Source organism: Paenibacillus sp. Cedars (assembly GCF_003184205.1).
GTDB lineage: Bacteria > Bacillota > Bacilli > Paenibacillales > Paenibacillaceae > Paenibacillus_AQ > Paenibacillus_AQ glucanolyticus.
In genome coordinates, this window is sequence record NZ_CP020866.1 from 1,876,484 (window position 1) to 1,890,955 (window position 14,472).

A 14,472-nucleotide genomic window follows, 5' to 3' on the forward strand; every position below is an offset into this window, starting at 1 on the left:
TGTATGTTATTCACATATTGTAGCGTATTTACATCGTTTCTTGCCAGCAGCCTCTGTTCTCGCCAAGGGTCCACTTGACGCAGTGGAGGTGTCTTATATAATTAAGGAATTATATGAAGAGGATAACGGAGATGTATCCATGACTGAACTTCCCATTCACCAAGTACTGCCACAATTGAAAATAGCTTTATCTACAGGAACGGCTGCCGTTCTGATCGCGGAACCGGGAGCAGGCAAGACCACGCAAGTGCCATTGGCCTTTATGAATGAACCTTGGCTTAAGGGACAGCGAATCATTATGCTGGAGCCCAGAAGGATTGCTGCGCGCTCCGCCGCGAGTTATATGGCATCCTCGCTGGGAGAGAGTGTAGGTGAGACGATCGGGTATCGGGTTCGGATGGATAGCCGAATCGGAAAGGATACCCTGATTGAAGTTGTGACGGAGGGTGTCATGACCCGCATGCTGCAGGATGATCCGGAGTTAAGCGGCATCGGCATGATCATATTTGATGAATTTCATGAACGCAGTTTACAGGCCGATACAGGCTTGGCGTTTGCACTGGAATCACAGGGAGCGCTGCGCGAAGATTTACGATTGCTCATCATGTCGGCAACGCTTGAAGCTGAATCGGTTGCGGAGCTCCTTGGCAGCGCGCCGGTTATCGTTAGTAAGGGGCGGGCTTTTCCCGTATCCACGCACTATTTGCGCTCCTTAGGTTTGGACGAGATACATAGAGGCACAGCGATGGTCATTCATCGTGCATTGGCTGAACAGCAAGGCGATATCCTAGTGTTTTTGCCAGGTGCTCGAGAGATCAGGCGAACGGCTGATGAATTAGTAAGAATGGGCCTAGGCCATGATGTGGTCATACGTGAGCTGTATAGTGCGCTTCCGGCTGAGAAGCAGGATGCAGCAATCCAACTTGATGCAGCCGGAAGACGTAAAATCGTGTTGTCCACAAGTATTGCCGAGAGCAGCATTACGATTGAAGGAATCAAAACGGTGGTGGACAGCGGATATATGCGGACGGAGATATTCTCTCCGAGAACGGGACTGCCGCAATTGATTACGAGACGACTGTCCAAAGCCTCCGCAGATCAGAGAAGAGGGAGAGCAGGGCGGGTATCCGCAGGCGTATGCTATCGCATGTGGAGCGAGGAGGAACACCGCCACCTGCAAGAGCACACCACGCCGGCCATTTGCGAATCGGATCTGGCACCGCTTGCCCTGGAATTGGCAGCGTGGGGCACTCGTGATCCGAAGCAGCTTGCATGGCTCGATGCACCCCCTCAGATCGCTTACACCCAAGGTCAAACGTTACTGAAGGAGCTGTCGGCTCTGGATGATTCGGACAGTATAACCGGGCACGGGCACGATATGGCCAGGCTTGGACTTCATCCGAGACTGGCTCATATGCTTCTGAGGGCACAAGAAATGGACGAAGCATCATTGGCCATCCGGATAGCCGTTCTGCTTCAGGAACGGGATATAATGCGCCGAAATGAAGCGATACAGGATCAGGATTTGCGCTCACGTGTTGAACGAATTCTCTCTTATGAGCAGGGCTCTCAGTCATACCATTCACAAGACAGAAGCGAGGAAGCTGTTATACAGCGAATGAGACAGGAAATTAAGAAACTCCACGCACAGCTGGATATCGCATATTCAACACGGGGGGACCTTGACCTGTGCGGGCTTCTGCTGTCGTTTGCCTATCCTGACCGGATGGCTAAGAACCGGGGCGGAAGCGGGTTCCTGATGCGCAGTGGAAGGGGAGTGAAATTCCCTGCGATGCAGCCCCTGAGCCGAGCCCGGTATGTGGTAGTGGCTGCCGTTGATGATCAAGGGGCGGATGGGAACATACAGCTTGCCGCGGAACTGGATGAGCGCTTTCTGGATAAGTATTACCGCAACGAGATGGAAAGCCATAAGGAAGTTATATGGGATGCGGTATCAGGAAGCATCAGGGCAAGACAGAAGCTGAAGCTAGGAGCCATGGTCATCAAGGAGCAAGCCTATCCGAATCCGACAGGAGAAGAAACGGCGCTGGCATTATTGCAGGGCGTTCAGCAGGAGGGACTTGGATTGTTTCAGTGGAGCAAGGCCGCGCTGCAGCTTAGGGAACGAATGGCGTTCATGTTTCGGCATGAACGGGATGGTTCATGGCCGGATGTATCGGATGAAGGCCTGATGGACCGTGCGGATGAGTGGTTGCTGCCTTATCTGAATGGGCTGCGGAATCGAAATGATATCAGGCGGCTTGCACCGGGAACTCTCTTGGAGCATATGCTCAGCTGGGAGCAGAAGCAGTTGCTGCACAAAGAAGCACCGACCCATATCAGGGTACCCAGCGGTTCCATGATCCCGGTTAATTACAGTGACCCCGAACAGCCATTTCTGGCCGTTCGCCTCCAGGAGATGTTCGGTTTACAGGATACGCCGCGCATTGCCGGAGGCAAGGTGGCGCTGACCTTGCATCTGCTGTCTCCCGCCCAAAGACCGGTCCAGGTGACCTCAGACCTGTCAAGCTTTTGGCGGAACGGATATTTTGAGGTCAAAAAGGATTTGAAAGGAAGATACCCTAAACATTATTGGCCGGATGATCCGCTGGAAGCAACCGCGACCCATCGGACCAGACCCAAGGCTTAACAACGCAAGGCTCCAGGTTTAAATCCTCGTACCCTCGGGTAATGTTAGATATGAACAACCACCGATGAAGGAGGGTTTAACATGGAGAAGAAAGTTGTAGGTGTATTCCGTTCGGAGCAAGAAGCGGCTCAGGCCATTGAGCAGCTGCAGCGTCACGGGGTTCCGAATGATGCCATATCCATTATAGCGAAGGATAAACGCGAAGCTGAACTGATTGCTGAACAGACAGGAACGATGGCACCTGAAGGGGTGGCGGCTGGTGCAGCAACAGGCGGCATTCTGGGTGGAACCGCTGGTTTGCTGGCAGGTCTTGGAGCCTTGGCGATTCCCGGCATAGGACCCATTCTTGCTGCAGGACCTATTGCCGCTACGCTTACAGGAGCAGCGGTGGGTGCAGGGGCCGGAGGGCTCGTCGGCGGTTTCATCGGTCTTGGCATACCGGAGGATGAGGCCAAAGAATATGAATCCTATGTAGAGCAAGGACGAATATTGGTACTCGTGGATGCTGACGAAGAGAACACAGGCATTTACGATATATTCCGCGACTACGATTACAGGAATGAGGACCAGTATGGGGCCGTTGATCAGAATCGGGAAGACAAGCTGCCGCCGCGAGGAACGTATTTGCTGTAAGAGGTTAACCCGAACCCGGTTCCGCAAGGAGCCGGGTTTTGTTATGATACATATGAATACAGGCAGATGTCTGTTGCTCAAACCATCTGGATCAGTAAGAATTTGGATTACCCGATCGGGGTTAGTCTCCCTTACAATGAGGTGTGTTAGGATGAACGAAAGACAGCGTAAAGGGGGAGCGGAATGTCCAGAGAAAGAATACCGGAAGTGGAACGACTGCGAGGGATTGCTTTTCTGGCCGTAGTCTTGCAGCACTCCATAGCGCATTATACCGTGGAACCGGGTATGACCACCGGAGATGGGATTTTGATGGCGGTTCTGCTTATGGCGACCAAGTTCGCAGTACCTGTCTTTATTTTTATAACAGGCATGGTGCTGTTTTATAATGATAAAGGTTCATTGCATTATGGCCGGTTCATACAGAGGCGCTTTGGTGATATCTACATTCCGTTTGCTGTATGGACACTGATCACATTGCTGATCAATAATAGGTTCAACCCTACCCAGGCAGAGGATTGGAAATATCTTGGGGGAGTACTGTTAACCGGAAAATCCAGCTCGCATTTTTGGTATATCATTATGCTGTTTCAATTTTATCTGCTGTATCCTTTGTTCCGTTCCGCCATATTGGGAATCAAGGAGCGATGGGGATGGAGAACCCAGTTGACCATATTGCTCTTGTCCGGGTTGCTGTATGTGGGCTTAACAGGGGTTATCAGCGATATTGGCCGATGGATGGGGAGCTTGGACATTCCCGTGTGGAGTGAGCTGTTTACAACCTATGCGGATCGAAATGCACTATATTATTTCTTTTATTTTGCGCTGGGGGCAGCGGCGGGATTGTACCATACATCCTGGAAAAAATGGATCCAGAAGGCACGCACGGGAATATGGCTGATCTTTCTGTTCCTGTTTGGATGGATGCTCATCCAGGCAGTGAATGAAATCCGTTCCGCGGAGAATGGAGCGATCACGTTCTATTCGCTGTCTCTGCTGCGGCCGATGATGTCGGTATTCCTGATCAGTTCCATATTGGTTATGTACGATGTGACCGGCTGGATCTGCCGTCAGGGAGGAGCGAGGGTGAATTCGCTCCTGACCTCCGTCGGACTGTATTCCTATGGAGCTTATCTAATGCATCTGTTGACACTGCGTATAAGCTATGTCGTTGACGAATCATGGCTGATCAGCATGCCTCCTCTGATTCGGATCCTTTCTTCGTGGCTCATCAGTGCGGCTGTGGCCTATGGGGCAACACGCCTGCTGGCTATGCTACCGTTCGGCAAGTGGCTGGTCGGAATGACCGGAAAAAGAAAAAATCGAACCCTGCAGCCATCCAGTCCGTCTCATTCATCAACAACGGGCATGTGAATGCTAGAAACCACCCTGAGGGGTGGTTTTTTTATGAACACCGCCTGCCGAACCTTGCATCAACGAACCAATCAACAACATGTGAGAAATTATAAATTATGTTATTTCAATATATGAAAAATTCACAATAGTTAATGCATTGAGACTCCCGATTCCATTCAGCTCTCATAGCAGCCTTCCACGTTTCAATCCACCCCTTCCTGGTTTAAAAAGAAGAGGATTCCTCCTATTGTGCAAACTGGGAAACTGTGGGTTATAATGAGGAAAGTATGGGGACAAATAGCTCTGTAGAAAAAGGAGGCGCCCAGATGGCATTTATGATTGCGCAGCGAGCATTTATCAAAGTTTATCTCATTACCATGGTGGAGCAGCAGCGCGGATATGGATATCAAATGCTGGAAGAACTGCGTCAGGACTTCAAGAGCCATGGGTATTCACCACCGCAAAGCGAAATCTACCGGGCTCTGCATGAGTTGGTGCAGGAGGGGGTTCTATACCGTACCAAGCAGCTGAAGGGGAACGATCCGCGGGTCGATTTTCAGGAAATCGTACTCTATCATTTTACCGATGACGGTGCTGAGAAAGCCAAGCTTTATAAAAAGCAAGTTAAAAGTGATTTGGATCGATGTTTGGGGATACTTCATAAAGCGGTTAACGATAATTATTGAATACACATTCGTATGGAATATAGCCGAAGGAGGAATGACCTCGTGAGCAAAAAACTGCGCTTTGGGATTATGAGTACTGCTCGAATTGCAAGAAACTCCATGATACCCGGCATATTGAAATCGGAACGCTGTGAAGTCGGGGCGGTCGCAAGCCGCAATGCCGAAAAAGCAAGTGAGCTCGCGGAACGCTATCATATTGATAAATACTATGGTTCCTATGAGGAGCTTCTGGATGATCCGGACATTGATGCGGTGTATATTCCTCTGCCGAATCACCTTCATAAACCCTGGACGATTAAAGCCGCACAGGCCGGAAAGCATATTCTGTGTGAAAAACCCGCAGCACTGACGGAGGAAGATGTTCGTGAAATGGCCGATGTTGCTCAAGCCAACAACGTGCTGTTCGCGGAAGCCTTTATGTACAGGTATCATCCCAAGCATGCGCGTGTGCGGGAAATCATCGAAAGCGGTGAAATCGGGCAGCTCCGCGGAATCCATGGATCTTTTACCTTCAACAATGCAGAGGATAAAGACAATGTGCGATACAGCAAGGATATGGGCGGAGGCTCGATATATGATGTGGGGTGTTATCCCATATCCGCTGCCCGGATGATTTACGGGCAGGAGCCTAAAGCCGTGACAGCCCATGCCTTTTTCTCGGAGGAGCACGACGGTGTAGACATGATGGTTCACGGGATGATGGAATTCGATCATGGATTGGGTCTGACATTTGATTGCGGGATGTGGACCTATTCCAGATGCTCGCTCGAAATCGCGGGTACAGAGGGAAGGATTGAGCTGCCTTCTGCCTTCGGATGGGAGAGAATGGAGGATATGTCTCAAATATTCGTTCATACCGCCAAGGGATCACGTGAAGAGAAGGTAGGCATCTATAATCACTTTGCTCTGCAGGCAGATGCAATGGCAGCAGCGGTGATGGATGGCGTTCCTTTACCGTACGGCCCGGATGACGCCATCAGCAACATCCGAGCGATTGAAGCCTGTCTCCGTGCAGCCAGTTCCTCATCGCGCGTGGAGATCAAATAGAACCGCAGCCAACTAAATAGGCCTTCAGAGTAATAAATCGCCGAAGCAGGCGGTTTATTTTTTTGTCTATTGCATTTTCCTCCAAAATCGTTAAAATAAATTTAACGATAAAATAATTTTAACGTAAATATTATTTTAACAGGCGAAAAAATTTAACGTGCAGAATTATTTATTTTACGAAGAGGAGATAAGAAAATGCAAAATGCTGCTGTTGTGGAAAAGCAAGGCTTTGGTCAGCTCTTGAAGATTCGTCCGTACATGATTTATTTGTCTGCTCAGGCGATTACCCGATTTGGAGATTCACTGGATTCCATTGCATACAGCTGGATGGTCTACATGCTTACAGGCTCAGAGCTTTTAATGGGCACATTGTTCGCTTTTAACTTCTTGCCTGGATTGCTATTCAGTTTATTTACCGGGACCTATGTGGATCGCTGGCCGAAGAAGTTGGTCCTGATGCTGACCTACCTCAGCCGTGGCCTCATGGTATCGATAACTGCCATTTTATATGCACTGGGTTCACTCGAAGTATGGCATTTATTCGTGTTTACCTTCATTAATTCAACGCTCGAGTGTTTCTCGCGGCCCGCTGAGACGTCCATTGTGCCCAGGCTGCTTCCGAAGGAGAAGCTGCTGACAGGCAATTCATTCTCCTCTTCCATTAGCCGCAGCGCTGAACTGATCGGTTTATCCATTGCGGGAGCGCTCATCGCCCTGATTGGAATCTCGGGTACCATTCTGGTTGATGCCGTGACCTTTATCCTTGCAGCCATCATTGTCGGTTTTATGCCAAATCCGGATGCTGCTGACTTGGCTGAAGCAGGAATAACTCCTACACAGTCTGTGGAAGAGAAGAAGACAGTCCTAGGTGATATTAAAGAAGCTCTCCTGTTTGTTAAGCAGCATACACTGCTGTTGATAACAACCGTTCTCGCCATGATTAATAATTTTTGTCTGGCACCGCTAAATGTATTGCAGCCGGTTTATGTCAGAGAAACCTTGGGTGCGGGAGCGGGAGGATTGAGTGTGCTCGGAACGGCGCTGCTGATCGGCATGATCTGCAGCGGGTTATGGATCGGGCGCTTCGGCAAGAGCTTCAAAAAGAGTACCTTGATGATGTCAGGTTCGATACTGCTCGGAATCGGTTATTTTGCTTTGGGGATTCCAGGGCATATGCCTGCATTCCGGGTTGAGTCGGCTGCGGTGTGCATGTTCATTACAGGGTTTGCGGTTTCCATGCTGAATGCTCCGATATCCACTTATCTGATGGAAGTCACGCCTAGGCATATGCTCGGCAGGATTAGTGCCCTTATGGCGGTGTTATGTACGGCCGCAATTCCTGTGGGCAGTGTAATCACAGGCTTTGTGGCAGAGCATCAATCGCCTCCGGTGCTCTTTATGATGATGGGATTCATGATGATGCTGCCCGTGCTGTTTCTGATCCGAAAAAGAAGTTTCCGTGCCATCTAAACTTTGGGCTGTTTTGTAATTTCGACATTCTCGGCCTATAATGAAAAGAAGTGAAAAATTAACGTGAAGCTGAGGTGTACGGTGTGGAAACGATGGAACTCACTACACTGGAAGAGATCAAAATATATTCAGATCCATATCGGCTCCAGATATTGAATGTATTGAACAGGATGGATCGTGCGGCAACGGTGAAGGAAGTAGCGGATAAGATCGGCGACGTGCCGGCTAAAGTTCATTATCATATGAAGAAATTGGAGAGAATCGGACTCGTTAAAATCGTATCCACGAAAGAGATCAATGGTATCATCGCTAAATATTATGAACCCTTTGCAGGCACAGTAAAGATCAAACGCGGAAAAAACTCCGAGGAGCCTGTCATTAAGGAATTAATTCGGTCGGAGACGAACAAACTATTATCCGAACTGTTCGATCAGAACAGGGACCGCTTCTTTAAGAACATGAGTAAAGATGACGAAACGACGTCCATGCTAACCAATACTTCGCTGTATATGAGTGAGGATGAGGCGCGTGAATTCTTTGTTGAACTGGACAAAATGCTGACCCCTTATAAAAAGAAACGCGGCGAAGGATATCACGAATACGAGTTCTTTGCTTCTAATATTCGGAATAAGGAAGAATCCTGAATCCGAAATAAAGCTGGTACCTAAGGGCTTGGTACCAGCTTTGCCTTCTATTTTGCTGAACGGGTTCATACATTGTTCTTATAGTCATCTTGTCCAGGCTGAGTGGACATGCCGGGCGATGTGGAGGTTCCATAGTCTTCTACAGCCTCCCATGCACCGGCGTCGTCAAATCTTCCGTCTTCTCGTTGGCGGTTGACACCTGCTCCGGAGGGTGGCGGAGTTATAACATCTTCTTCAACCGGCCGATTATCGGATAGATCCTGTCTGGGAGAATGCTCGACACAGTAGGCGGTATAAGGTATGGCTTCCAGCCGCTCATAGGGAATTTCCTGTCCGCATTCTGCACAAGTACCGTATTGTCCCTGGTCCATTCGTTGTAATGCAGATCGAATCTGCTCCAGCTCGTCAGCAAGTGTTTCTTGAATGGCCAGGTCCCGCTCGCGTTCGAAGACCTCTGTTCCTACGTCGGCAGGATGGTTATCGGCAGCGCTCAGCTCACCCGTTGAATCGCGAAGCGAATTGTTCGTGTTGGTTCCCTCATGGGACTCGAGCTGCTGCTCTAATCGTTCCTGATCGCTGAGCAACCGTTGTCGAAGTTCATTGTATTGTTGTTTTGTTATGGAAGTCATATCAAAAGTCGCTCCTCTCTAGCTTAGCTCCATTAAAAGCTGCCCATGTATTTTCAATACCCGAAATGTGTTGGTAACAATCACATTTATTATGGGAATGGCGGCCTATCGCTTTTGGAACATTCTCCAAAAAAGCCCCGGAGTGTTTTAATCGCAGTGCTTAATATGATATAAACAAAGATAGAGAGAGAAGTCTTTAAAGACGGGCTGCGCCAATATTTGGAGGTAAATCATTATGGATGAACACATGAAACGCCGATTGGATAAACAGAAAAAGCTTTTTCGGCAACTAGGCATTCAACTGGACGCTTTGTCTATCCATGAAAAGAATTTTTCGAATAAGCTGCGGGGTTATGATCAGGAGGAAGTGGATTCCTTCCTGGACGAAGTCATTCAAGATTATGAGCGTTTTTACGCAACCATCTCAGATCTTATGGATAAATGGCAGGAGCAGCAGATCATTATTCGTGATCTTAGAGCCGGGGTTAAGCCAGAAGCAGAACGTCCTGCGCTCAATCCGGAAGAGATTGAGGAAACTGTTGCAAAGCTCGAAGCTGATTTGCGTCTGCTGAAGAAGCAAATTCGCCCTGAACAAAGGTTTTATATTGACTAGAAGCAGTCAACAGGCAGGCATAAATTACACGCTCGGAATCATTACATAACAAGCGTCCTTATAACAAAACCACACATGGCCAACTCATCGGCTGTGTGTGGTTTTGTTGCTGTGGTTCGAAGCCATGATTAAGGGTGGAGCTGGAAGGGGGCTTTTTTGAACGACTGACTGCATTTTTTCTTGTATTGGAACAGAGGGGAGGATTGGCCCCGCTTGCGGTTGTGTGTGGACGTCATTGATTTGTAATGGGTCTGCTTCACGCAATGCATGAGACCATAACGGGGCAATGTCCATCTGGTGCGGATGCTCCGCGTTATACATGAATAGCAAAATCGTGTCAGGGGTGAGTGAGGTAACCCAGTGACACCAGCCAACCGGAGCATGTACCATCTGACCCGGCGAAACGTGTAATGCGTGAACCTGGTTGCTGCACGGATCAACCAGGGAATAGCTGATTTCTCCGTTAATAACATAGCATAATTCGTCGGTGTCCGGATGACCATGAGGGGAAAGCACCTTGCCGCGCCCTAGGTGGATTTCTGACACGAACATGCCTTTGAGCAGGGGCAGCTCCTGAGATGACACATGGGCGTGTCCTTGACCAGTTATACGTTCGGCCTGCCTCCTCAAATGGAATACATGCCGGGTCAATGTAAATTCGCCGTAAGCGCCGTAGAGGTCATCATAAGGGCGGTCCTCCTTTTCTAAATGTGTCAATAGAAGCTGTACAGGGGTTGTTCTCTATACATATGCTTGGATTTTATAAATCTGACTGCCTACGACTAAAGTAGCATTGAGATCATGCAAAATGGTTTTGCTTGTAAACCATTTTCATAACAATTACTATGAGGATAGGAGCAGACCTATTCTGATAGAGAACAAGGGAGGTTAGCCACTTGTCTAACAACCTGAAAATCAATATCCGCAGCAAGATTGTAATCGGATATTTGTTGATACTGTTATGTCTTGGAGCTTTTCTCTGGATTGTATCGGACCGCATCTCTTCACTGCAGCAAGAGGCGGATTTTATAGAGGAGCATGATATCGAAGTACATAATTTGACGCACGAAATCGAGAAGGATTTGCTGGAGATGGAAACCGGTCAACGCGGGTATGTTATCACGGGTGACGAGACCTATCTGGAGCCGTTCAACCAAGCGTTGTCGTCCTGGCAAATTAAGTACAACAAGCTGTACCAGTTGGTAAGCGAAAGTTCTGAGCAAGCGAATCATTTGGACAATATCAAAGAGAATATCCAGGAATGGATTACCAATGCGGGCCAGCCTGCGGTTCAATTGAAACAGCTTGGACAAGATGAGGAAGCCCTTCATTTCTTCATCAACGATCCCGGACAGCAAGCGATGAACTCCATTCACGAGTTGTTCCTCTCGTTCCGAGACACAGAACGTGAGCTGACAACAAGCAGGATTGACGACATGAAGGATAGCAACACCCAATTGCTGTATATGATGTATGCGTTGTGGGCCGGAGCAGCTCTGATTACGATCTGTGCGGCTTTGATTATTTCCAAGAGCATTGTAAGACCGATCTCTCAAGTAACCCATATCATCTCTGATATCGTTAAAGGGGGCAATATGTCCCAACGGATCCATGTGCGCTCCAACGATGAGGTGAGGCAGTTGGCTGATACAACCAACGAGCTGCTGGCACAGGTCGGGAGACAGAATTGGGCCAAGGATCATATTTCGATCATGTCCACTCTGCTTCAATCTTCTGATCGCGTGGAGACGGCCGTGCAATTTTTCATTCATAAGCTTGCTTTAATCATGAAGCTGCCGTACGGAGCTGTTTTTATTAACCGGGACGGTTCAGAATTGGTAAAGGCCGCGGCTTTTGCTGACCCTGATGGTGAGCCCTGGAACAAGGTCAGAGACCGTTTCCTGCCAGGTGAAGGTTTGGTGGGTCAATGTATGCTGGAGCAGCGAATGATTATTCTGGACGATATCCCGCCGAACTATGTGCGGATAGAATCGGGTCTGGGTGATGCTGAGCCTACGACCTTGCTGCTTGCACCTGTGATGTTCGAGGGGCAGGTCCTTGGCGTAATTGAATTAGCCAAATTCAAACCCTTTGATGAACTGGAAATTCAGCTGCTCGAACAGCTTAATCAACAGCTTGGGGTTACGCTGAACTCGATTCGAAGTAAAATGGAGATCCAGCAGTTATATCACGAATCGCAGACCTTGAATGAGGAGCTGCAGAGTCAGACGGAAGAACTGCAGACACAGACGGAGGAGCTGCAAGCCCACTCGGTTGAGATGCATCTTCTGAATGAACGTCTGGGAGCCCAGAAGGAAGCGGCGTTAATAGCAGCCAGTGAACTGGAGAATTATGCGAAGGAGCTGGAGAAGAGCTCCAAGTATAAGTCTCAATTTCTGGCGAATATGTCCCATGAACTTCGGACACCGCTGAACAGCATGTTAATCCTGTCTCAGATTTTATCGGAGAATAAGCAGGGCAACCTGACAGAGGAAGAGCAGCATTATGCTTCTGTCATTCATAATTCAGGCAGTGAGCTTCTGAATTTAATCAATGATATTCTGGATCTGTCCAAAGTGGAAGCCGGTAAGTTGCAGATCGAGATGGACTTGGTAAATCTGACAGAGCTGCCGGAATTGATGGAAGGGTATTTCTCCAAGAGTGCAGAGTCCAAAAATCTGGAGTTTGAAATTGAGATGGCGGAAGATCTGCCCGACATGATGTACAGCGATGGGATGAGGCTCCATCAAATTCTGCGCAACCTGCTCTCGAATGCCATCAAGTTCACAGAGAGCGGCAGCGTAAAACTGTCTGTAAAGAAAATGAATTCGATTGTCACTTCGGATTTCATCATCAGTGGAGATGTCATTGCATTTTCAGTAGAGGATACCGGTATCGGGATTGCGGCAGAGCATCTTCAACCGATCTTTGAAGCCTTCCAGCAGGGGGAAGAAACCACTGCCAGAAGATTCGGTGGAACGGGTCTCGGTTTATCGATATCGCTGCATCTTGCCAAGCTGCTGGGCGGATATATTACCGTCGAGAGCGAGGAAGGAAGCGGAAGTATCTTTGTCTTGTATTTGCCGCTCGTAACAGAGTATGGCGGAAGCGAAAGCTTATTTGTGCTGCCTGAGGTGGCCGCTGCCGCAAGCCATACGAGCTTGAGTGATATACGGATAGAGGAGTATGAGCTGGACGAGCTTAGCCAATTGGAACACAAAACGGTATTAATCGTGGACGACGATATCCGTAATGTGTATGGTTTGACCAATGCGCTGGAGAAACTCCAGATGACCGTGCATACAGCACAAAATGGTTATGAATGCCTGGAGGTGCTGAATAAACAATCCTCCATTAATGCGGTTTTGTTGGATCTGGTGATGCCCGAGATGGACGGAATCGAAACAATGAAACGGATTCGAGAGAATTCGGAGTGGTCCGACCTTCCCATTATCGTGATGAGTTCGAATGCCATGAGGGATAAGGATCAATTCCTTGCCGATGGTGCCAACGGTTATATTCATAAGCCGGTTCATATTCACGAGGTTATTGTCGCTCTTCAGAAATGGGTAGGGAATTAACGAATTCCGTTAATGGGCTTGGTGTGAATTCCCGCCTGGGAGGTCCAGTTTCGAGTGTCAAATGTTGACGAATGCAAGCGGATTGTTTTATGATGGGGTTATAGCATCAACAAGAGACGGCGTGTTACCTTAGCAGGGCATGAGCCAAGAAGAGACAGCTTTCAAAGGGGTCTTTTCTTGGCTTTTTTCATGTTTGTGGGAATTTGCCTGGAGCTTATCTTCGGACATGAATCCTTCGGCTGTTCTCTGATTAAACTTAAAGGAAAGGGGGAAGTCAATGAGCGGGATCGAGTTGTTTACAGTTGTGCGTGTTATAGGTAATAATGTCGTGATGGTCAATGGCGGCAAAAAAGAATTGGAATACGTCATCCTCGGCAAAGGAATTGGCTTTGGAGCAAAAACAGGCGGCACGATCTCCTCGGACGATGAGCGGATTGAGAAGCTGTTCAGGCTCGAGGATCGGGAGCAGTGGAGTCAAGCTCACCATCTGCTGGAAGAATTCGATCCACTGGTGATGGAGATCACAGACCAGATACTCAATCTCATAGGACAGGAATTTCCGGGCACATTAAACGACAAGGTATATTTGGCTTTACCGAGCCATATCCAGTTTACGATCTACAGAATCCGTAAGGGTATGGATATTATAAACCCTTTCCTTGAAGAGACCCGAATCAGCTTCCCGAAAGAATATGATATCGCAGCCAAAGCAGCGGAAATCATCGGCCAGACCTTTCACATCGAGGTTCCGGAGGACGAGATTGGTTTCTTGACCTATCATGTTTATTCTGCTGTCAGCCATGTGCCGGTAGGCCATCTGGTGAAGGCCTCGAATGTGGTGGGAAGTTTGGTGAAATATATAGAAGAGGAGCGGCAGACGACCTTCGACCGGGGGAGTATGGATTATGTCCGCCTTCTCATGCATTTGAGATTCTCCGTAGATCGTATGCTGAACCAGGAGATCCACGTGGATAATCCGTTCGCAGAACAGATTCGTACCAAGTTCACTTATGAGTACGGTATGGCTGCTCGTCTTGCGGCAATGATGGAGAAGGAACTCGGCAAGAAAGTACCGGAAGCGGAAATCTGCTTTCTAGCCATGCATCTATATCGGCTGTTCACAGGCCGACTACAGCAGAAGAATCAACCCAGGGAGGAATCATAAT

The 14,472-nt window shown here is 48.5% G+C and carries 12 protein-coding genes; 10 read left to right on the plus strand and 2 right to left on the minus strand.

Translation table 11 applies throughout. From position 1 onward, the window contains the following. Positions 1-139 precede the first annotated feature (139 nt). The 7 genes from hrpB (at position 140) to B9D94_RS10470 (ending at position 8,483) form a co-directional block, all read left to right on the plus strand. Positions 140-2,650: an ATP-dependent helicase HrpB gene (gene hrpB / locus B9D94_RS10440; RefSeq protein ID WP_148246953.1), complete on the plus strand. Its 2,511-nt coding sequence runs from the start codon at positions 140-142 to the stop codon at positions 2,648-2,650. 81 nt (positions 2,651-2,731) lie between these two features. After that, on the plus strand, positions 2,732-3,283 hold the full coding sequence (locus B9D94_RS10445; protein WP_148246954.1) for a general stress protein: 552 nt from the start codon (positions 2,732-2,734) through the stop codon (positions 3,281-3,283). 183 nt (positions 3,284-3,466) lie between these two features. Beyond that, positions 3,467-4,654: an acyltransferase gene (locus tag B9D94_RS10450; protein WP_063479989.1), complete on the plus strand. Its 1,188-nt coding sequence runs from the start codon at positions 3,467-3,469 to the stop codon at positions 4,652-4,654. 308 nt (positions 4,655-4,962) lie between these two features. Beyond that, the gene (locus tag B9D94_RS10455) at positions 4,963-5,322 is read left to right on the plus strand and encodes a replication termination protein (RefSeq protein ID WP_006211192.1); all 360 of its coding nucleotides are present in this window, start codon (positions 4,963-4,965) and stop codon (positions 5,320-5,322) included. 42 nt (positions 5,323-5,364) lie between these two features. Next, positions 5,365-6,369 (plus strand): Gfo/Idh/MocA family protein, encoded by a 1,005-nt coding sequence (locus tag B9D94_RS10460; RefSeq protein WP_006211191.1) that lies wholly within the window; start codon positions 5,365-5,367, stop codon positions 6,367-6,369. 195 nt (positions 6,370-6,564) lie between these two features. After that, on the plus strand, positions 6,565-7,839 hold the full coding sequence (locus B9D94_RS10465) for an MFS transporter (protein WP_006211190.1): 1,275 nt from the start codon (positions 6,565-6,567) through the stop codon (positions 7,837-7,839). Positions 7,840-7,931: 92 nt separating this feature from the next. Beyond that, positions 7,932-8,483 (plus strand): winged helix-turn-helix domain-containing protein, encoded by a 552-nt coding sequence (locus B9D94_RS10470; protein ID WP_152826478.1) that lies wholly within the window; start codon positions 7,932-7,934, stop codon positions 8,481-8,483. Positions 8,484-8,548: 65 nt separating this feature from the next. On the opposite strand, the gene B9D94_RS10475 is transcribed toward B9D94_RS10470, so the two are convergent. Next, on the minus strand, positions 8,549-9,112 hold the full coding sequence (locus B9D94_RS10475) for a TraR/DksA C4-type zinc finger protein (RefSeq protein WP_148246955.1): 564 nt from the start codon (positions 9,110-9,112) through the stop codon (positions 8,549-8,551). Positions 9,113-9,347: 235 nt separating this feature from the next. On the opposite strand from B9D94_RS10475, the gene B9D94_RS10480 reads away from it, so the two are divergent. Next, positions 9,348-9,725: a DivIVA domain-containing protein gene (locus B9D94_RS10480; RefSeq protein ID WP_036642178.1), complete on the plus strand. Its 378-nt coding sequence runs from the start codon at positions 9,348-9,350 to the stop codon at positions 9,723-9,725. An 84-nt stretch (positions 9,726-9,809) separates the two neighbouring features. Here the strand turns inward: B9D94_RS10480 and B9D94_RS10485 are convergent, their stop codons facing one another. Next, positions 9,810-10,277: a cupin domain-containing protein gene (locus B9D94_RS10485; protein WP_063480515.1), complete on the minus strand. Its 468-nt coding sequence runs from the start codon at positions 10,275-10,277 to the stop codon at positions 9,810-9,812. A 344-nt stretch (positions 10,278-10,621) separates the two neighbouring features. Here B9D94_RS10485 and B9D94_RS10490 point away from each other — a divergent pair, with 344 nt between their 5' ends. Both B9D94_RS10490 and B9D94_RS10495 read left to right on the plus strand, forming a co-directional pair. After that, a complete protein-coding gene (locus tag B9D94_RS10490) occupies positions 10,622-13,306 on the plus strand; it encodes a CHASE3 domain-containing protein (RefSeq protein ID WP_148246956.1) in 2,685 nt (894 codons plus the stop codon). 277 nt (positions 13,307-13,583) lie between these two features. Further along, positions 13,584-14,471 carry a PRD domain-containing protein gene (locus B9D94_RS10495; RefSeq protein ID WP_006211184.1) on the plus strand — a complete coding sequence of 296 codons (888 nt, stop codon included), beginning with the start codon at positions 13,584-13,586 and terminating at the stop codon, positions 14,469-14,471. Position 14,472 lies beyond the last annotated feature (1 nt).